The 21,576-nt window shown below is 59.7% G+C and carries 10 protein-coding genes; 5 read left to right on the top strand and 5 right to left on the bottom strand.

The features are described from left to right. The first annotated feature begins 19 nt into the window (after window positions 1-19). The 4 genes from AKL28_RS01260 (at window position 20) to parC (ending at window position 6,747) form a co-directional block, all read left to right on the top strand. Window positions 20-697, top strand: coding sequence for a DUF2848 domain-containing protein (locus AKL28_RS01260; RefSeq protein WP_050466228.1), 678 nt, complete (start codon window positions 20-22; stop codon window positions 695-697). A 93-nt stretch (window positions 698-790) separates the two neighbouring features. Continuing rightward, complete coding sequence (locus AKL28_RS01255) at window positions 791-2,143, top strand: amidase (protein WP_050466301.1); 1,353 nt, start codon at window positions 791-793, stop codon at window positions 2,141-2,143. 237 nt (window positions 2,144-2,380) lie between these two features. Continuing rightward, window positions 2,381-4,381: a DNA topoisomerase IV subunit B gene (locus tag AKL28_RS01250; RefSeq protein WP_050466227.1), complete on the top strand. Its 2,001-nt coding sequence runs from the start codon at window positions 2,381-2,383 to the stop codon at window positions 4,379-4,381. Between the two features lie 50 nt (window positions 4,382-4,431). Then, window positions 4,432-6,747: a DNA topoisomerase IV subunit A gene (parC, locus tag AKL28_RS01245; protein WP_050466226.1), complete on the top strand. Its 2,316-nt coding sequence runs from the start codon at window positions 4,432-4,434 to the stop codon at window positions 6,745-6,747. 114 nt (window positions 6,748-6,861) lie between these two features. On the opposite strand, the gene AKL28_RS01240 is transcribed toward parC, so the two are convergent. The 5 genes from AKL28_RS01240 to AKL28_RS01220 all read right to left on the bottom strand — a co-directional run bounded on the left by AKL28_RS01240 (window position 6,862) and on the right by AKL28_RS01220 (window position 19,509). Continuing rightward, window positions 6,862-7,374, bottom strand: coding sequence for an Imm42 family immunity protein (locus AKL28_RS01240; RefSeq protein WP_050466225.1), 513 nt, complete (start codon window positions 7,372-7,374; stop codon window positions 6,862-6,864). A 2-nt stretch (window positions 7,375-7,376) separates the two neighbouring features. Then, the gene (locus AKL28_RS01235; protein WP_050466224.1) at window positions 7,377-10,028 is read right to left on the bottom strand and encodes a hemagglutinin repeat-containing protein; all 2,652 of its coding nucleotides are present in this window, start codon (window positions 10,026-10,028) and stop codon (window positions 7,377-7,379) included. Window positions 10,029-10,040: 12 nt separating this feature from the next. Beyond that, entirely contained in the window at window positions 10,041-10,466 is a 426-nt protein-coding gene (locus AKL28_RS24985) for a hemagglutinin repeat-containing protein (protein ID WP_231602295.1), read from the bottom strand. A gap of 137 nt (window positions 10,467-10,603) precedes the next feature. Next, window positions 10,604-11,095, bottom strand: a complete 492-nt coding sequence (locus AKL28_RS23785; RefSeq protein ID WP_082221316.1) for a contact-dependent growth inhibition system immunity protein — start codon at window positions 11,093-11,095, stop codon at window positions 10,604-10,606. 2 nt (window positions 11,096-11,097) lie between these two features. Beyond that, on the bottom strand, window positions 11,098-19,509 hold the full coding sequence (locus AKL28_RS01220) for a hemagglutinin repeat-containing protein (RefSeq protein WP_169801796.1): 8,412 nt from the start codon (window positions 19,507-19,509) through the stop codon (window positions 11,098-11,100). 271 nt (window positions 19,510-19,780) lie between these two features. Between AKL28_RS01220 and AKL28_RS01215 the strand changes: the two genes are divergently transcribed. Next, window positions 19,781-21,481 carry a ShlB/FhaC/HecB family hemolysin secretion/activation protein gene (locus AKL28_RS01215; protein ID WP_082221315.1) on the top strand — a complete coding sequence of 567 codons (1,701 nt, stop codon included), beginning with the start codon at window positions 19,781-19,783 and terminating at the stop codon, window positions 21,479-21,481. Window positions 21,482-21,576: the final 95 nt, after the last annotated feature.

Here is a 21,576-nt window from a genome sequence, read left to right as displayed (position 1 = left end):
CGTTTTTGAAGTGACCGCCATGAAGCTCTCTTTCTCCCTCCCCGACAACAGCGCCGTGAGCGCCGACATCCACACCCTGGTCATCGCCGGCTGGGCCGGCCGCGACATGGCCGCCATCGAACACCACATCGAAGAACTGGAAGCCCTTGGCATCTCGCGCCCCAGCGCGGTGCCGCTGTTCTACCGCGTCTCGGCCAACCAGCTGACGCAAGCCAAAGACGTGCAGGTGCTGGGCGCCGAATCGTCCGGCGAAATCGAAACCTTCGTCTTCAACGCCGGCGGCGAGCTGTATGTCTCGATCGCCTCCGACCACACCGACCGCAAGCTGGAAGCGCACAGCGTGGCCTTCTCCAAGCAGGCCTGCGTCAAGCCGGTCGGCACCGGCGCCTGGAAGCTGGCCGACGTGGCCGAGTACTGGGATGAGCTGGTGATCCGCTCCTGGATCGAAGAAAACGGTTCCACCGTGCTGTATCAGGAAGGGCCGTTGTCCTCGCTGCGCACGCCGGCCGACCTGATCGCCCGCTTCACCGACGGCAGCGCCGTGCTGCCCGAAGGCTGCGGCATGACCTGCGGCACGGTCGGCGCCATCGGCGGCATCCGCCCGGCGGCTTCCTTCACCATGGAATTGTTCGATCCGCGCCGTGGCCGCTCGCTGCGCCACAGCTATGTGGCGGAGTCACTGGCTGAAGTGGCCTGATTCATCTCCATGTCGTTCCTGCTTTCGCAGGGACGACAGTCCGATTGGTGCGCTACACTCTTCCCCTCCATCGACTGCACGACAATGCCGACCATGTTCCCCAAACTCTCCCAACTCGCCGCCGACCTCGATGCTGGCCGCACCACTTCCGTTGAACTGACCGAACAGGCGCTGGCAAAAATCGCCGACGCCAACGGCGAAGGCGCACGCGTGTTCACCAGCGTCTACGCCGACCAGGCGCGCGCCGCCGCAAAGGCGTCCGACACCCTGCGCGCAGCCGGCCTCGCCCGCTCGCCCATCGATGGCCTGCCGGTCTCGGTCAAGGACCTGTTCGACGTGGCCGGCGAAACCACGCTGGCCGGTTCGGTGGTGCTGCGCGGCAAACCGGCTGCCGCCGCCAACTCGGTGGTGGTGCAGAACCTGATCAACGCCGGCGCCATCGTGATCGGCAAGACCAACATGACCGAGTTCGCCTATTCCGGCCTCGGCATCAACCCGCACTACGGCACCCCGAAGAATGCCTGGCAGCGTGATGTGGATGGTGGCCGCATCCCGGGCGGCTCATCCTCGGGCGCCGCGATCTCGGTCACCGATGGCATGGCGTTTGCCGCCATCGGTTCGGACACCGGCGGCTCGGTGCGTATCCCCTCGGCCCTCAACGGCCTGACCGGCTTCAAGCCGACAGCGTCGCGCGTATCGATGAAGGGCGTGCTGCCGCTGTCGGAATACCTGGATTCGATCGGCCCGCTGGCCGCCTCGGTCGAGTGCTGCGCCATCATGGACGCGGTGCTGTCCGGCGAAGACTACGCCGCGCCCATCCCCCATCCGCTGCGCGGCCTGCGCCTCCTGGCGCCGACCAATGTGGTGCTGGATGGCATGGATGATCAGGTTGCCGCCGCTTACAAGGCAGCATTGTCGAAGCTATCCGCCGCCGGCGCCGTCATCGTCGAGCAGCCGGTGCCGGCCTTAGGCGAACTGGCCGCGATCAACGCCAAGGGCGGCTTCACCGCTGCCGAAGCCTATGCCTGGCACCGCGACCTGATCGCCGAAAACAAGGCAGGCTACGACCAGCGCGTAGTCTCGCGCATCCTGCGCGGCAAGGACATGGGCGCGGCCGACCTGCTGGACGTGATCCACGCCCGCCGCCGCTGGATCGCCAACACCGAAGCGCAACTGGATGGGTTCGATGCGCTGGTAATGCCGACCGTACCGGTAGTGGCGCCGAAGATCGCCGACCTGCAAGCCAGCGACGATGCCTACTACGCCGCCAACGGCCTGATCCTGCGCAACCCGACGCTGATCAACTTCCTCGACGGCTGCGCCATCTCCCTGCCTTGCCAGCCACCGGGCAATGCGCCGGTCGGCCTGTCGCTGGCGATGCCCGGCGGACATGACCGCCGCTTGCTGTCGATTGCACTTGCCGTCGAAGGCTTGCTGGCGGCCTGACACTGAGTTTTACCTCCCCTTGCGCCGCCGTCATCGGACGGCGGCGCCCCTCTCCCGCAACCGCACGCCGGCTGCCCAAAACACTGCTTTCCCACAAGCAATTTTCTGCTTTGCGCAATTTTCATTAGAATGCGCAGTTGGCACCGCATGTCGCAGCCCCTCAGGGTCGGCATTTGCTGTCATTTTGGCTACACATTGATTTGCGGCCGCTCCCCGACCAGACCCAATCTCACCTGCATGGCAACCAAGAAAACATCCCCGTCCGATTACAGTGAATCATCGATCCGCGTCCTCAAGGGCCTGGAGCCGGTCAAGCAGCGCCCGGGCATGTACACCCGCACCGAGAATCCGCTGCACATCATCCAGGAGGTCATCGACAACGCTTCCGACGAAGCGCTGGGTGGCTACGGCAAGAGCATCATCGTCATCCTGAACGCCGACGGCAGCGTCTCCGTCGAGGACGACGGCCGCGGTATCCCGGTCGGCCTGCACCCGGAAGAAAAAGTGCCCACCGTCGAGATCGTGTTCACCCGCCTGCACGCCGGCGGCAAGTTCGACAAGGGATCGGGCGGCGCCTACGCGTTCTCGGGCGGCTTGCACGGCGTGGGCGTGTCGGTCACCAACGCACTGTCCACGCGCCTGGAAATCACCGTCTGGCGCAAGGATGAGCAAGGCAATGGCGTACACACGCTGACCTTCTCCGGCGGCGACGTGATCGAGAAACTCAAGTCGCGCCCGGCAGGCCGCGACGACAAGAAATCCGGCACCCGCGTTACCGTCTGGCCGGACACCAAATACTTCGACTCGCCCACCATCCCGCTGGGCGAGCTGCAGCGCCTGCTGCGCTCCAAGGCGGTGCTGCTGCCGGGTGTGAAAGTCACGCTGGTCAACGCCAAGAGCGGCGATACGCAGACCTGGCAATACGACCAGGGCCTGCGCGGCTACCTGATGGAGCAACTGGCCCAGTCCAGCAACAGCGAACCGCTGATCCCGCTGTTTGAAGGCGAACAGTACGCAGGCAAGGATGCCGAAGGCTTCGCCGAGGGCGAAGGCGCGGCCTGGGTGGTGGCCTGGACCGAAGAAGGCGCCGTGGTGCGCGAGTCCTACGTCAACCTGATTCCCACCTCCAACGGCGGCACCCACGAATCCGGCCTGCGCGAAGGCTTGTTCTCGGCGGTCAAGAGCTTCGCCGAGATGCATTCGCTGCTGCCCAAGGGCGTCAAGCTGCTGGCCGAGGACGTGTTCGCGCGCGTGTCCTTCGTGCTGTCGGCCAAGGTGCTCGACCCGCAATTCCAGGGCCAGATCAAGGAGCGCCTGAACTCGCGCGACGCCGTGCGCCTGGTGGCCGGCTATTCGCGCCCGGCGCTGGAACTGTGGCTGAACCATCACGTCGACTACGGCAAGAAACTGGCCGAGCTGGTGATCAAGCAGGCGCAAAGCCGCCTGCGCTCGGCCCAGAAGGTCGAGAAGAAGAAGTCGTCCGGCGTGGCCGTCTTGCCGGGCAAGCTGACCGACTGCGAATCCTCCGACGTGTCGCGCAATGAACTGTTCCTGGTCGAGGGCGACTCCGCCGGCGGCTCGGCCAAGATGGGCCGCGACAAGGAATTCCAGGCCATCCTGCCGCTGCGCGGCAAGGTCCTGAACGCTTGGGAAACCGAACGCGACCGCCTGTTCGCCAACAACGAAATCCACGACATCGCAGTGGCCATCGGCGTCGACCCGCACGGCATCAACGACACGCCCGATTTGTCCGGCCTGCGCTACGGCAAGATCTGCATCCTGTCGGACGCGGACGTGGACGGCTCGCACATCCAGGTACTGCTGCTGACGCTGTTCTTCAAGCACTTCCCCAAGCTGATCGAAAACGGCAACATCTGCGTGGCGCGCCCGCCGCTGTACCGCGTGGACGCCCCCGCGCGCGGCAAGAAGCCGGTGCAGAAACTGTACGCGCTGGACGACGGCGAGCTGGAAGCCATCGAAGACAAGCTGCGCAAGGATGGCCTGAAAGAAGGCGCCTGGGGCATCTCGCGCTTCAAGGGCCTGGGCGAGATGAACGCCGAACAGTTGTGGGAAACCACGATGAACCCCGACACCCGCCGCCTGCTGCCGATCGGCTTCGGCGAACCCGGCGTGCAGAGTACCGAAGAGCGCTTCACCATGCTGATGGGCAAAGGCGAAGCCGCCTCCCGCCGCGCCTGGATCGAAGAACACGGCAACGAGGCCGAAGCCGATATCTGACCGCACAGCCGCTCCATTGATAGAACGAACACGCCACGAATTCAAGCTCCATGACCGAACAAGCCAATCTGTTTGACCAAACCCCGCCTCCGCCGGACGGCGACTCGCTGACGCTGTCGACCTTCGCCGAGCGCGCCTACCTCGACTATGCGATCTCGGTAGTCAAGGGCCGCGCCCTACCCGATGTCGCCGACGGCCAGAAGCCGGTGCAACGCCGCATCCTGTACGCGATGAGCGAACTCGGGCTGAACTCCGCCGCCAAGCCGCGCAAGTCTGCTGCGGTGGTGGGTGACGTGCTGGGCAAGCTGCACCCGCACGGCGACCAATCCGTGTACGACGCGCTGGTGCGCATGGCGCAGGACTTCTCGCTGCGCTACCCGCTCATCGACGGCCAGGGCAACTTCGGCTCGCGCGACGGCGACGGCGCTGCGGCGATGCGTTACACCGAAGCGCGCCTGACGCCCATCAGCAAACTGCTGCTCGACGAGATCGACATGGGCACGGTGGAATTCCAGCCCAACTACGACGGCTCCACCGAAGAGCCCAAGTTGCTGCCGGCGCGCCTGCCCTTCCTGCTGTTGAATGGCGCCTCCGGCATCGCGGTCGGCATGGCCACCGAAATCCCCTCGCACAATCTGACCGAAGTGGCCAGGGCCGCCGTGGCAATGATCCGCAACCCCAAGATCAGCCACGCCGAACTGATAGAACTGATTCCCGGCCCCGACTTTCCGGGCGGCGGCCAGATCATCACACCGCAATCCACCATCGCCGAGATGTACCAGAGCGGCCGCGGCAGCCTCAAGGTGCGCGCGCGCTGGAAGATCGAAGACCTGGCGCGCGGCCAGTGGCAGGCGGTGATCACCGAACTGCCGCCGGGCGTCTCCTCCCAGCGGGTGCTGGAAGAGATTGAAGAACTGACCAACCCCAAGGTCAAGCTGGGCAAGAAAACGCTCACGCCGGAACAGCAGTCGCAGAAGGCCGCCATCCTCGGCCTGCTCGACGCCGTACGCGATGAATCCGGCCGCGAAGCCCCGGTGCGCCTGGTATTCGAACCCAAGTCCAAGAACCAGGACCAGACCGAGTTCATGAACACGCTGCTGGCCCAGACCTCGCTGGAAACCAGCGCGTCGCTCAACCTGGTGATGATCGGCGGCGACGGCCGCCCACGCCAGAAGGGCCTGGCCGACATCCTTGGCGAATGGATCAGCTTCCGCTTCGAGACCGTCACCCGCCGCACGCAATTCCGCATGCAAAAGGTGAACGACCGCATCCACATCCTGGAAGGCCGGGAAGCGGTGCTGTTGAACATCGACAAGGTCATCAAGATCATCCGCGAATCGGATGAACCGAAGCCGGCACTGATCGCCGCCTTCAAGCTCTCCGACCGCCAGGCCGAAGACATCCTGGAAATCCGCCTGCGCCAATTGGCGCGCCTGGAAGCCATCAAGATCCAGCAGGAGCTGGCCGAGCTGCGCGGCGAAAAGAGCACGCTGCAAGACCTGCTCGACAACCCGGCCTCGATGAAGAAGCTGGTGATCAAGGAAATCGAAGGCGACGCCAAGCAATACGGCGACGCCCGCCGCACCATCATCGAAGAAGCCGAACGCGCCACCTTCGAACAGAAGGTGATCGACGAGCCGGTCACGGTGATCATCTCGCAAAAGGGCTGGGTGCGCGCGCGCACCGGCCACGGCCACGACGCCGCGCAGTTCACCTTCAAGGCCGGCGACGGTCTGTACGGCGCCTTCGAATGCCGCACGGTCGACAACCTGCTGGCCTTCGGCTCAAACGGCCGGGTCTACACAATCGCAGTGAATGGCCTGCCCAACGCGCGCGGCGACGGCGTGCCCGTTACCACGCTGGTCGAGCTGGCCAGCGGCAGCAACATCCTGCACTACTACGCCGGCCCGGCCGATGCCACGCTGCTGCTGGCCTCCGACGCAGGCGCAGGCTTTGTCGCCAAGGCCTCCGACATGTTCGGCCGCGTCAAGGGCGGCAAGGCCTTCTTCACGCTGGACGAAGGCGCCCTGCCCCTGGCCCCGCGCACGGTAGCAGCCGACGCCGGCGCCGTGGCCTGCCTCTCCGGCAACGGCCGCCTGCTGGTGTTCGGCCTGGATGAGCTGAAGACCCTCTCCTCCGGCGGACGCGGCGTGAACCTGATGGAACTGGAGAAGAACGAAAAGCTCCTGGGTGCGCAGGCGATCAGCCAGAAGGGTGTCGTCGTCTACGGTATCGGCCGTGGCGGCAAGGCGCAGGAAGTGTCGTTGTCGGCGGCCGCGCTGGGTGTGCATATTGGCAAGCGGGCGCGTAAGGGGAAGGCGCTGGAGTCTAAATTGAAGCCGGCGGGGTTGCGCGCCGAGGGTTGAATTCTGACGATGTTTGGAGAAACGCCCCCTGATTGGATAGTCAGGGGGCGTTTTTTATTGTCGGACCGACGCCCTCTAATTCGAGGTATCGCTGTCGCTGAAATCCGCATTCACTTAAGACTGGGCAAGTTTATATATGTTGTCCAAATAATCGTATGCCTGCCTCAAAACGTCATCGAACTCTCCCTGTCGTAACATCACTACTGGTTCGATATCGCCTGCTCCCAACCGTCGACAAATTAACTTAGCATCAAACTCACCCTCAACTAGAAATATCTTCCAGTCGTCAAAAACATCAACAGGGATACGGATATCAAACCTCGCAGGCTGAAAGTCCTCAGGGAGATATTGATATATGGTCTCATCCTCGTCATCAAGTGCATTACAAATAAGAGAGAAAGTTTTCTCGTTCGAAAACTCCAAGAGTTTAGGGCAAATGCGATGACTACCATCTGCAACAATGGTAGTCATCATGAAAAGAACATCTCGTAACGAAGTCCCTTCATCAAAGTTACCAACCTCAACCCCGTTAACCCAATAACATATTTTCCCAAATAACCAATCTCCTCCGGAAACTCTGTCCAGAACGATTTCTATAGAAAATCTATCGGTAATTCCAAATCTCATAATTATTTCCCCAGCAACTTCAAAACACTATTTGGTACCTGAGATGAAGATACGGTCCCGCTAAAATGCACGGTACCTGCATTGTCTGAAAAATACCGATAGTATCCCCCTTGTCCTTGTGCATACCATGTTCCAAGCCCGCCTCGAATCGCAGAATTTTCATACGCAGACTGCGCGTCAATAGGTTCAGGCGTTTTCCTAGGATTAAATAATGGACTTGATATGTCATGTGCGGGATTTTTTTGATAAGGTGGCTTAATACGATTCTCAACGCTCTCTGGACTATAAGGGCTATCAGGTAATGCTGGGCTAGCTGGAGAGCCCCCGTTTTGGCGTTCATCACTAGTACCACCACTAGTCGAAGCATAAACATTAGTTGGTATCGGAATCGATGGCGTTAAAACACATACCCCAGCTGGTGAACATACCAGAACAGGAGGTGTAATGACGGCTCCCGCCGTACCAGACGGCCCACCAAAATCAGTCGGGTCACCAAGAGAAAGATCCGGTGGCAATGCATTCGGCCCGTTCTTGGCGAGCAAAATTGCCAGATTCGCTGCATCTTTCCCCTTCTGCACAATCGAATTAGCAATCCATTTCCCAAAATCCTTTGCCACATCGCTGTTCGTATAACTGAACAAATCTTTTTGCTGCGCGATGATGTCTCGTTCCGCCGCCAATCCCGGTGAATTTCCGCAATCTGCCATCGCTTTGTAGTAATTGAAGGCTGCACTGTCGGTCGCATATTCCCTCCAACACATAACGGCCGCACATGCCGCTGCTGTCAACCTCTCCTCTGCTTTAATATCACCATTGGCTAGTTTCTTGATGCGGTCAGTTTCAGTATGCGTTAACTGTCGATTATTTAAATCGACGTTAAATCCACTGGCAGCACCTTCAGCTCCTCCAACGATTGCACCAATCCCTGCTACAGCGGCAAGTGACACGGCACTTTCGACAACCGATGGCAATCCCATTTTCTTAATCTCATCGGCCAGAGTCGGCATCAATTGAGCGCTAGCTGCCGCGCCCAATGCTCCACCAAGACCACCGCCCAGCGCCCCCGCTGCAGCGTGAGCAGCTACTCGGTACGCACCGCCCTCAGCCCAATTAGCAGCCTCGGCATACAGCTCGTCCGCCTTTTCTTGATTGCCATTGAGTGCGGCGGCATTTGCCTCTTTTTTCAGGCTTTCTTCTCTTTTTCCAGCATAGTCACCAATCGCCTTGGCCGCCTGCTGCCCAAACGCCTGCGTGATCTTGGCCTGCGCCTCCACATCCTGACGCAGTTCCTCACCGTTCCAGTTCTTGTTCAGACTGTTGCTGCTGTCCTTACCGGTACGTACGCCCTGATCCAACGACGCAATAGTCTGCTCCGCACTCTGGCCTGTCTTCTCTTGCTGTCCCTGCGCATCCGTGATCGTCACCGCGCCGCCCGAGATACCACTTCTGGTCGTGCTGCTATCGCTACCCGAAGTACCGCCAATGCCGATGCCGCCGCCCGGTTTTCCTTGCGATGGATCTGCCCAATTACCACCACCTGCGCTGACACTCTGGCTTTCCGCCTTGTACTGGCTACGATTCTCGATCTCGCTTACCGTCAGCGTGCCGGTGGTCAAGCTGTTCTTGCCCTCTTCCACGGCCTTATCCGTACTAGCGATCTTGCCGCCTTTGAGATCGGTATTGCCTTTGACGTTGATCTGGAACCCACCGTCGCCCGCGTTGATGCCTGCCTGCTCTCCCACACTGGCGTAATCGGCGTCGACCTTGCTCTGGCTGGCACTGATGCTGCCTGAGAAACCCAGGCCCACCGTCATGCTGCCGCCCAAACTCTGATCCTTGCTCTTGAAGGTACTGGTGTCTTGCACGCTGGCGATGTTCAAGTCACGGCCGACGTTGGCTACAACCTGATTGCCGGCGATTGTCGCGCCAATCAGATTGGTATCTTGCCCTGAATCGAGACTGACCTGGTTGCCGGCTTTCAGATGCGTAAGAGTATTAACGACATCTTTGCCATCACTACTGCCACGACTTCCCGCAGCGTTGGCAGTAAAGCCGAAAGCAGGACTACCCGCGCCAAACTGCACCGCCAGCCCAACGCCATAAGAAGAGGAGGAGCGATTGCTATGCTGCTCGTCGACATTCTGTGCGGCCAGCAGATTGATGTCGTTGTCGGCCTTGAGCGCAAGATTGCCACCTGCCGTTACATCGCTGCCCTGAATCGTAATGTTGCTGTTGGCGCCATCGCCAGTGGCCCGGATACTGGTGTTGCCGCCCGAGGCTACGGTGGAGCCTTTTTGCATCACGCTGTTCTGCTCGGTGGTCGTACTGTTCTCGCTCCCGCCTACAGTAATGCTCAGACCAAAACCGGCAGACTTTGGATCGGCCGCGGCGGATTGCGCTGCCTGCCCGGCGCTGTACAGCGACATGCCTGCCGTTGCTGCCGCCAGCGCCTGCATGCGCCCGTCCTTGGTCTTGCCCGCCGCCTCTCCCATCTGCTGTACGGTTTGTAATGCGGAAATGATGGGACTAGTCACCGCCACTGTCAGGCCGCTTTGCTTGTACTTGTCCTCGGTGACGGTCTTGCTGGCTTCAGCCGCTGCGCCGATGTCCACTGCCTTGGCCGCAATATCGATATTTCCTTTAGCTGCGATCACATCGCTGCCGACCTAGGTGTAGCGGTTGTCGGCGGCAATGCTGACGTTGCCGTCGGTGCTTCCGACTGTCGATCCAGAAGCGGTCTCGCGCTGGCTGTTGGCGTCATGGCTCTGTTCGCGCGTACCGATGGACACGCCAGCGCCGGCGCCCATCACGCCGCTGGTGGTTTCATTGCGGTAGTTGTGCTGGGTGCCGCTATCGATGGCGACAACGATGTTGACGTTGTTGCCGGCCGCCAGCGCCGTTCCCTGGGTCGACACTACGTTGCTGCCGATAACGTTGATGTCGCTACCAGCCTGTACCACCACCATATTTCCAGAGAAGGTGCTGCCGATCTGGTTGCTGTAGCTGCCGGCATTGTCCGTCTGCGTGGTGGAGCCGGAGAGGGTGCCGGAATATCTGCATCCCCTGGCCGGGGACCTGCACGTTGGCGGCACGCAGGTAGACCTGCGGAACCAGTACTTGGTGCGCCCCGCCCCCCCAGTCGTCGTTGATCCTCCGGGCCTCCCCTCTCAGCGCCAGGCGCTGCGCATCGGCCAGATATTTCATCTGAGAAGTACGAGTATTGTCGTTGTCATCTGGTACAGCGTGTAAACCCTTCTCGGAGTGCTGCGCCAAGCTCTTCATCGGCTGCCGACTTGGGAACATATAAAGAAAATGGTCCTTCATCCCTCTTCACTGTCCACCCATCCAGCGATTTTTTATGAGTCGGTTGAATTTCGATCTGGTGCTCGAAAAGACTCACACTACAAAAATCCATCTTCTCGTATAGAGCACGCTTGGTTTTGTAGCCATAAGTTTTCATAGCTTCCACATCCCGTTTTTTTTCAAGTTCTTGAACAATTCCAGAATGGAAAATCTTCTGAAACTCCTCGGCACTAACTAGCCGACTTTCTGAAAGAGCATTGCGCAAGGCATTACCTAATGCCTCGTTATCCACGAATGGGGCAAGAAAGCAAGGTGATACGCTTGGCTCGGCATAGCCGAGCATTCCACGAGACATCGTGGTGAATCTGTAAAAATCCCCATTAAAACCTACATTAGCCGAAGCACTCGGTTTTTCCATTGTCATCTCACCTTTGTCACAATGATGGTTATTCCCTTACTAGCGGCATATTGCATTGACTGGGCAATAGCTGTCATCTGTTCCGCTGACGTTCCGTAAGGAATTGCAAGCTGCATCTGTTTCGCGCTGATATCTGAAGCAAGAAGCTCAAATGCTCCTTTTCCATCTTTTTCAAAGTTCACCATATTATCGACATACTTATTCAAGGTACTGGTAATGCTGGCAGGCTGTTCAGCATAAGTTTTTGCCATTGTATTCAACGTCTTGTCGCTCACCGCCATCCCATCGGGCGTCAGATGATCAAACGTCGAGAAGTTGCTCTTGATCGTGTTCAGATCGAGCGTCCCTGCCGGAAGCTTAGATTGTACATAAGCCTCAAACGGCTTGCCCTGCTTGACAATGCTGGCACCAAACTCCATCCCTGTTTCTGCCAAGGTAGCTATGCCGCCCAGACCTCGGCCTTGCGTCTTCATCAGATCGGCAGCCAGCTTCAGGACTTCGGCACCTGCCGCGCTCAAGCGAATGCCGGCGCTCGCCAGTTGGACGGTACCTTTTGCAATGCCTCCCGCGCCTGTCACAACACTACCAACCTGCCACAACAAACTACCCATATCCTTGCCCAACTGCTCTGCATTGGCATCGCCGCCTTCATTGATGGCGAGGTTCATGCGATCGATCTTGGCATCCAGCTCCTTGAACACGGCGTCACCAAGCTGCTGTCGCGCCTCAGGGCTGCTGATCAGTTGCTTCAATCCATTCAGGCCATCGATCGGATGCGCCAGGAACTCAGCAATGCCCTTGACGTCGTTCCAACCGGATTCCGCCAAGCCCTTGCCGATCCCCGTCGAAGTCAACACATCCTGCTTGGTCGAGATATAGGCCCATTTGCTCGCAACCCTCAGCTGTTCCAGCGTCGACTTGGCCGCGGACAACTCCTTCTTCATCTGCACGATCTGTTGTGTGGCCAGCCAGTTATTGTCCACGGCGGCCACCGCACTATTCGTGGCGCTGATCGCATCGGCCCCGCTCATAACTGCAATTCCCGTCACCAGGCTAGTGATGAGATTGCGCTTACCTTCGCGCTGCGAAGCGGTCTCATCGGGACTCGTGTCGCTGAACAAACCGGTCAGTAGACTACTGGCTGCCGCACCGAGGGCCCCGGACGAACAACCCTGGCTGCTAGCTGCCGCCCCCGCACAGGCCATGATCGCATGCAGCGCGGCGTGGACAGGACTGCCTTCGACCAGCGTACCGTCGGCCACTAGTTTGCCGATATAGGTCGCCCCCTGTTGCTGCACGTAGTTGACGACCATGTTCTGCGCGAACTGCGCGGTGCTGCCTGTCACATTACCGCCGATGCCGGCCATCAAGGCCGTGGTAATCTGGCGATACGTACCGCCTGCCCCCCAGTCGTCGTTGATCGTCCTGGCTTCCTCTCTCAACGTCACGGCTTGGTCTCGGAGCGCGAGCCTCTGCTCATCAGTCAAGCCATTGCCCGGATCAGCAGCTTGAGCGTCAGCCTCCTTGGCTTGCGCGTTCTTCTGATCGGCTTCCTTGGCGCGATTCGCCAAAAACGTCCCCGTTTCCCGCTGTAGCGCACCGACGATCTCGAAACCGGCCTTGATCTCTTGCTCATTGAAGATTGGTTTCAATGCATTACTGCGATCCTGATCGCTGGATACATCGCGATTGATACTCGCCACCGTCTGTTCTGCATCCTTGCCAGTCAGTGCCTGTTGCTTGGCGCTGTCCGTGATAGAGATCGCCCCTCCGCTGATACCGCTGCCGGTAACGCTGCTGGCGCTATCGGACGCGCTCATCACAATAGGCGGCGTGGCACTGACACCGTTGTAGCTTAAAAGACTACTGCCCGGAACCTTATCTCCACCCGTAGTGGTTTGACCTTGCTGATTTACGCCTACTCCACCTGTCCCTGTGTTGCCACCCTTGCCGAACGGCGTCATTCCTCCATCCCCAATGCTATATCCCACACCGATTCCCATACTGCTGGCCTTGTAGTCCGCCTTGTTCTGGATTTCGCTTTGAGTAAGCGTTGCGGTCTTCAAGCTATTCAGATTGTCTTGTACGGCCTTATCCGTACTGGCGATCACGGCTCCCCTCAGATCGGTATTGCCCGCCACCATGACTTGGAAACCTCCATCACCGGCCTTGATAGCTGATTGCTCCACGACACTGGCAAAGTCGCTGTTCATCTTCTGTTGGCTGGCATTGATACCGCCAGAGAAGCCCCCAAGACCTATCGTCATACTGCCGCCAATCGATTGATCTTTGCTTTGGTATGTGCTTGTATCTTGCAAACTTTCGATGTTCAAATCGCCACCGATGTTGGCAATGACTTGCTTGCCGCTCGCAATCGCGCCTTTGATGTTGGTGTCGCCCCCGGAAGTCAACACGAGTGTGTTGCCGGCTGACACGTGAGTATTCGTCCAGGTCACATCGCTACCATCCGCATTGCCGCGCGCAGCGCTGGCATTCGCTGTAATACCAAAGGCCGCTCCATTGGATCCGACATTGATTGCGATGCCTACACCTGCACTTTGGCTACTGCTATCACGTTGCAGCTGATTAGTGTTCTTGGCAGCTTGCAGGTTGATATAGCCATCAGCTTGCAACATGACATCATTGCCGGCTTTGATCTGGCTACCTTGTACAGTCAGTGTCGATTCCTTTCCCGCACCCGTCGCCCGAATGTTGATGTCTCCCCCTGCAGCCACATTGGATCCAGCTGCAGTTACTGCATCCTGCGTCGTCTTGCTCTGGCTCTTGGAACTATTCAACGTAATGGAAATCCCGACCCCGCCCGCTGCTTTCGGATCCGCCGCAACAGCATCCGCCGCATTCTTTCCGGCTAGCGCCGTCACGGCGCCGGCCAGGACTTTCATCCGTGAATCCGAAGTACTTTCCGCAGCCTGCCCCATTTGCTGTGCCGTTTGCAAAGCGGCGATAACAGGAGTGGTGATTGCGACAGTCACGCCTGACTGTTTGAACTTAGTCTCTTGCGTGCTGTGGCGGATCTCTTGTGCCTCCTGAATATCGACCTTCTTGGCCTGTATTTCGATATTTCCCTGCGGGGCCAGTACATTGCTACCTGTCTGCTGATAGTGATTGCCCGCGCTCATGATGACATTGCCACTAATGGCACCCACCGTTGAGGCTGTCGCGCTGGTGCTCACATCTTGGTTGTCTTGACTCTGCATCCTGCTACCCACCGTCACACCCAACCCTCCCCCGCTGAAGATGCCCGAGGTCGTCTCCTTGCGGTAATGCGACTCGCTGCTGGTGTCAGTAGCGGCGACGATGTTGATGTCGTTGCCTGCAGTAATCTGCGTGCCCTGGGTAGACACCACATCGCTGCCGATGATGTTGGCGTCGCGTCCTGCCGCCAACACTGTGGTATTGCCGGAGAAGGTGCTGCCGATCTGGTTGCTATAGCTGCTGGCGTCGTCCGTCTGGATGGTGGAGCCGGAAAGAATTCCGCTGGAGCTGTGCTGGTGCTGGTCGCGCGCGCTGGCCGATTCGTTGGCGGTGCTGATATTGATGTCGCGACCGGCAATAGCGGCCAGGGCCGCTTCAGCCACTACCTGCGTACCTTGGGCATTCAGGTCGCGTCCGGCGCTGATGGTGACGTTGTTGCCAGTGATCTGCGTGGCCACATCCTGGCTGGCGCTCAGGGTGGCCCGATTGACTCCGGCCTCGCTCGTGCCGTGGGCGCCGTTGGATTGGTCGACCAGATTCGGGCCGGTCAGAGCACCGACCCAATTCGAAGCACCGCTGTCGCTGGCCCAGTTGATCTCCTGGCGGTAGTACTGGTTGACCGTGCCGAGATTGACGTCGCGCCCGGCGGACAACGCCGCATCGCCGGTGGCGCCGATCACGGCGGCATTGGCGACAAGATCGCGCCCAGCCGAGATTGTCAGGTTCTGACCAGTAACACTGGCCAACTGGCTGATGTTGGCGCCGGTCGTGACGGCATTGGCGGTTTCGACGCGTGTGCTGTTGATGTTGATGTCGCCATTGGCGGCCAATACCACGCGATCGCTGCCGTCAATGGCGCCACCCAGGTTGTTGATATCGCTCGCTGCCGACAACACCACATTCGTCCCCGAAATACGCCCGCCCAGATTCTGGATATTGTCGGCCGCCAGCGAGACGGTCTGGCGCGCCGCAATGGTGCCGCCACTGTTGACGATGTCCTGTGCAGTCTGGAAGGCCACATCGTTACCGGCGATCAACGTCCCTTGGCCGGTGACCTGGACATTGGAAGCACGCAGGTAAACCTGCGGCACCAGCACTTCCTGCGTGCTGCCGTCGGCCAGCGTCACGGTCTGCTTGACCATCCAGACGATGTCGGAGGTGAGCTGCGCAATCTGGGCGTCGGTCAGCGCCACGCCGATGGTGTAGTTGAAGGCCTGGGCCTGCTGCACACCGGCGTTCATCAGTGCCATGTACTGCGATTCATTGCTGGCGTAGCCGGCAAGGTAGCGCTGGCCGATGGCTTGCTGGATCTGCTGCTGCACCAGTTGCTGCTCATAAAAGCCATCGCCGAGTTTCTTGATGGTACTGTCCGGCGTGCTTTGCAGCTGGTTGAGCATGAAGTCGGACGACAGCCAGCTACGGTAATTGGTGAATTGCGGATCGGTCTCGACCAGATAGCGGTTGCCCGGTGCGGTGTCGATGCGGTAGAGCACGTTGTTGGGCAACGCCAGGTTCAAGTTGGCGGTGCGGATACTCATCGCCGAAGCGGCCTGGCCCGATGCGCCGGAGACGGCGGCGGCGACTGCCTTGACGGTGTTGTTGCGGTTGGGCCCGGCTCCGCTGGTAGGCGTGATGTCTAACTGGAAGTTCGTGACGATGGTCTGGGACTGGTACGGCGCATCGTCGTAACGGCGGTCATCCGCGCTGAAGGTGTGGCTCTTGATGTAGGTATAGCTGGCCGACCCGGTCGAGGTCACGCTCTGCACGCCCAGCGGGCCGGTGTTGTTGATGGCGGTGCCGTTGACGCTGTTGCCGGCCACCGTGCCGCCGGCGATGATCTGGCTGGCATAGTTGTGCACTGCGCCGGCTGCCAGCGTCATGTTGCCGCCGGAGGTAATCATGCCTGGGTCGCTCTTGGTGACGACCGTGCGTGTTATCTGTTCGGTGCCGTCGTAGATGGTCCATTCACGGGCTGAGCGACTGCGCACGTTGCTATTGAATGCATTAATTCTGTCGTTTAGAACCTGCAGGGCGGCAATATACGCATCATATTTGGGTTTCCAAACGTTATATGCAGATTGCCATGCTGCATATTCCACAGGATCAGGCGGGATGGTGTTGCAGGATTCCCAGCACATTTGAGTTGGCTGCGGAGGCCCGCCAGGTCCAGCTCCCGGATCCGCCGGCGGCGTCACGCCCATTACCGACCAGATACGATCAGCGCTGCCGTAGTTGATGATGGCCGGATGATCGACGATTACCGATTCACCACCGTTGCTACCCTCCTGCCACCCGGGGACATAGGCCGGTGCGATGGCATCGTCACCGTATTTCCAGCCGCGCGAGTAGTCGAATGGTGGGCCATAACGCTCAACGGGGTAGGCGTCCGACGGCAAGACCAATCGGAAGTTGTCTTCATCGCCCATGTCGCGCCAGTCATACGGGCCGACTACCTGGCCGGAACCGATATTCACCAGCCGCGCCGAATTGCCGTCGATCAGGTTGGAAGACCCGTTCAGCCGATACGTGATGATGCGGTTACCCGGCCCGACCCGGTCGGTCGTTTCCAGATGCGCATTGGTGTTGTTGATGGTATTGGCCGCAATCGTCAGATTGCCATCGGCATTGATGGTGGCGCTGCTGTTGTTGATCTCACGCGCCATGCCGGTGGCCTTCTTCGACGTGTCAAGCGCACCGCCGATCACCATATCCCCAACCGAATAAATCAGCGCATGTTCACTGTTGTTGATGACTCCTGCGCCGATGTCGAGCCGGTTGCGGGCGGCGATCACCGCAGCAGTGGTCACGCCGCCGACCGTTTCGGCCATGTTGTTGAGTACGTCTGCGCCGATGGCCACGTTGTCGCCATAGATGCGGCCGGTGCCGATATTGTTGACGGTGCTGCTTTCGATGACGGTAGTAGCTCCATCAATCAGGCCGCGATTGGTAAAGGTGTGGACGTCGGTCGCTTTCAGGTTCAGCGTGCTGGCAACCAGGGAGCCGGTCGCCTGGTTGTCGATGGTGGCCGCAGTCAGTGTCAGCTTGCCGCCGGCTGCGACCGCCCCTGCATTTGCGAAGGTACCTGCGGTGGAGACGATGGCGTTTCCGGTAGCCGCGATCTGCCCTGTGTTGGTGACCGAATCCTTGAGATCGATAGCAAGATCTTTCTGGCTCAAGACTTTGCCGTTGCCAGCCAGCGAACGCGCTATGACGGTCACCTGGTTCCCGGCAACGATGGTGCCGTTGGTGTTTTCCACCGCCAAGGTGCGTACCGACTGGCCATCAACCACAGATACCGTACCGGATGACGACATCAGGCCTGATGTGTTGTCGATACTGCCGTTCGCATTCAGATCAAGCGAGAGGTCGGTGCGCATGGCGCCTTGGCGATTGGATACGTCCCGCGCCGTGATGGCGATGGAGGTCCCCTCCATGCCCAGGTCCTGCCCCGATGTGCTGTCGTTGCGCAGCGTGGCGGCCTGCACCGTCACCGTTCCGTCCGAGCGCATCAGGCCGCCGCTATTGTCTGCAACGCCGTCAGCGGCATTGACATTCAGGCCGTTCTTGGCCTGCAGCTTGCCGCCTGCATTGGTGAGGCTGGAAGTGATGACGCTGGCGGTACCGGTGGTACCGATATTGCCCGCCGCATTGTCGATTGCGCCAGCAGTCAGTGCGAGATCGCCGGCGGCGCTCAGATAACCGTTTTGATTGACCAACGCCCCCGCCGTCAGCGCCAGCGTCCCTTGCGAAACGATCCCCTGCGAAGCGCCGGAGTTGGTATTGGTGACGGTCTGTCCGTTGGCGTCGATCTTGATGCCATCCAGCGCCTGCAACAGGCCGCGTTCGTTATCCAGGCTGCCGCCGGCAATCGACAAGCGGTTCTGGGCCACGATGCTGCCCTGGACATTCTTGATGGATTGCGCGCGGGTGTCGATGGCAATGTCGGCGGCGGCAACCGAGCCCCCGGTGTTGTCGAATCCAGAAGCCGTGAGCGACACTGCCTGGGCCGATTCGATGCGTCCGCGATTGAGCGCCAGGCCATCGGCCGTGATGGCGACTGAACCTTGGGCCGAATTCAGGTTTCCGTGGTTCGCCAGCGAACCGGCATTGAGCGTCACCTCACCGCTGGCGGCAAGGATGCCGGTGTTGGTGACGGCGCCGCTGGCCCGCACGGTGAGCGCCTGCATGGCCGTCAAGGCGCCGCTGTTTTCCAGGCGGCCGTCGGCGGTGACGATAGCTTCGCCCGCCGCCGCGCCGATTGTTCCGGCGTTGCGCACACCCACGCCTTGCTCGGTGGACGCCAGGTAGATGTGGCGCGCATACATGCCGCCCAGTTGCGCCACATCGATGGCGACGCCCGGCGCCACATCGGCAGGCGCCACACCTGTTACAGCCCGGCTGTTGTCAGCGCTCACGGTATTGAGGCCGGTCGTCACTTTCAGGTCTTGTCCCCATACGCCGGCATTGATGCGTACCGCGCGCGCGATGATCTCGGTATAGTCGCTGGCGCTGGCATCCAGCCCCGCGCCGTCTACCGTCACCATGCCGCCGGCTACACGATAAGCCTCCAGACTGCCGCCAGAGATCATTGGCGTGCCCGTGGTCAGCGTGGCGCGGCTGGCATTGATGAAACCGCAGCCGGAACAGGTGATGCCAGCAGGGTTGGCGATTACCACCTGGGCACGGTCGCCGGCTACCTCCACATATCCGCGCAGGTAACTGGGATTGGCCGAATTGACCTGGTTGACGATTACGCGAGCCGTACCCGTGGCCAACCAGGGATTGCCCTGCACATAGCCGCCCAGTTGGGTCTGCACGGCGCCGCGGGAATTATTGAGAATGGCCCCGTTGGCGTTCACATCGAACTGGCGATAGGAGTTGACCGACACGCCGGCCGTACTGGGCGTCTGGATGTTGACCACCGGTACGCCATTGCCGCTGGAGAGCACGGTCGGCTGCTGGTTGCGCGGTGCGTTGCGGTCGCTGTAGATCTGGGCATGCGCCACCGTGCCCAGCGACATGGCCAGTGCCACGGCAAGCAGCGAAAAGCGCAGCGCCTGCGGCAATATGGATTCAGTGCCTGCATTGCCCGCAGGACTGGTAGATGACGTGCCGCTGATGATGGATGCGTTTTCTGCAACGGCCATGAACTGGCCCCGACGCCGGTTAAAGACGACCTTGTAGCGCTGACTGTTCAAACTGATACCCCTTGGATTCTTCTTTTTTGATCTCGGAGCCGTCCTCCTCAGCCCCACGCTGAGTCATGACGCGATTGCTGTATCGCAACAAACGGCTTTTCAAGGGATGAGATGTTAATTTACGTTAAGATTAATGTGTATACTTTCTTGAGGAATGAGAATTTTTTATTGCTAAAAAGTAAAATTAAAGAATGTATTTCGCAACATTGTTTGTCTTAAGCAATCTTTTTTCAGCTACGTCACTGTATTTTTCTTACATAAAAATTAAAAAATGTTTTCCCGCTTTCCCCTCAAGCACCTTGCGCTTTTAGTCTCACTGATCTTGCATGCCACATCAGCCCTCGCGCAAACCGCCGCCAATCAAGAGCAATTGCAACGCGAACGTGAGCGCGTGCTGCGGCAGCAACAGGAAACACGTCCTGATGTAAAACCCATTACCCCGCCTGAAGCGGTAAGCACAACGCCTGTGTTCCCGGAACATGAGCAGCCATGCCAGCAGGTATCGTCAGTCACGCTGGATGGCGCCGACGCCAGCCGATTCGAATTTGCGCTCGAAAGCGTGGCCGGTCCGGACGGTGCATCCGGCCGCTGCCTCGGCAGCAAGGGCGTCAATACCGTGCTGGCGCGCGTACAAAACGCGGTGATCGCCCGCGGCTACACCACTACGCGCATTGTTGCGATGCCACAGGATTTGCGTAGCGGGCAGCTTGTGCTGAGCGTCATTCCAGGAAAGGTACATGCGATACGGTTCGCATCCGATGCCGATCCACGCGGTACCGCACGCAATGCCTTGCCCGTCCAGGTCGGCGACATCCTTAACCTGCGCGATATAGAACAAGGCCTGGAGAATTTCAAACGCGTGCCGACCGCTCAGGCCGACATCCAGATCACACCGTCCGAAGGCAAGGATGCGCAGCCTGGAGACAGCGACCTGGTGATCCAGTACCAGCAAGCCTTCCCCTTCCGGCTTTCCGCCTCGCTGGACGATGGCGGCTCGCGTGCGACGGGCAAATACCAGGCGGGGCTGACGCTGGCTTATGACAACTGGTGGACGCTCAACGATTTGTTCTACGTGAGCGTCAATCGCAGCCTGGGGCATTATGGAGAGGAAGGCAGCAATGGATACACATTGCATTACTCGCTGCCATTCGGTTACTGGCTTTTTTCGGCGACCATGTCGGGCAGCAAATATCACCAGACCGTAGCCGGCGCATTTGAGAATTTCATTTACAGCGGCCGTTCCGAAACCAGCGAATTGAAACTCTCCCGCCTGATCTACCGCGATGGCGTGCGCAAAACCACGTCCTACCTGAAAGGCCTGCTGCGCACTTCCTACAATGCCATCGACGATACCGAGATCGGCCCGCAGCAACGCCGCACCACTTCCTGGGAAGCCGGCATCAATCATCGTGAATTCATTGGCGACGCCACGGCCGATGCAACCCTTGCCTATCGGCGCTCCCTCGACCGGCAAGGTGCAGAACCCATCAGCGAATTCGACCTGCCGCAGATCGGCACCCGCTATGGATTATTCCTTGCCGATGCTTCGCTGAATGTACCGTTCGGACTAGGTGAGGCAGCCTTGCGCTACTCGGGTACGGCACGCGCCCAATGGAACCGGGGAGCGCTGCCGCCGCAAGACCAGTTCTCCATCGGCGGACGGTATACGGTACGGGGCTTCGATGGCGACCTGACCTTGCAGGCTGAGCGCGGCTGGTTCCTGCGCAATGAAATCGCCCTGGGCCTGGGACAAAGCGGCCAAGAGTTATACCTTGGCGTGGATACCGGCGCAGTCTCAGGGCCTTCCGCACAATTCCTGACCGGGCAGCGCCTGACCGGCTCGGCGATTGGACTGCGCGGAGCCGCCTACAAGCTGTCGTACGATATTTTTCTTGCCACGCCATTGGTCAGGCCGAAAGGATTCACCACTGCCAACGTAACCGGGGGCTTCAGCCTGCTGTGGACGTTCTGATTGCACGGTAATGCGGGACACCCCGCTTGTCGCTCTGCGCCGATACCGCTTATCGGCCATCGGATCTTGACCATGCCGAAAAAAAGAAAGCCCGC

It is taken from the genome of Herbaspirillum chlorophenolicum, assembly GCF_001189955.1.
Lineage (GTDB): Bacteria > Pseudomonadota > Gammaproteobacteria > Burkholderiales > Burkholderiaceae_D > Herbaspirillum > Herbaspirillum chlorophenolicum.
Note: the sequence above shows the minus strand (reverse complement) of the source record. Positions and strands in the feature narration are given on the sequence as shown.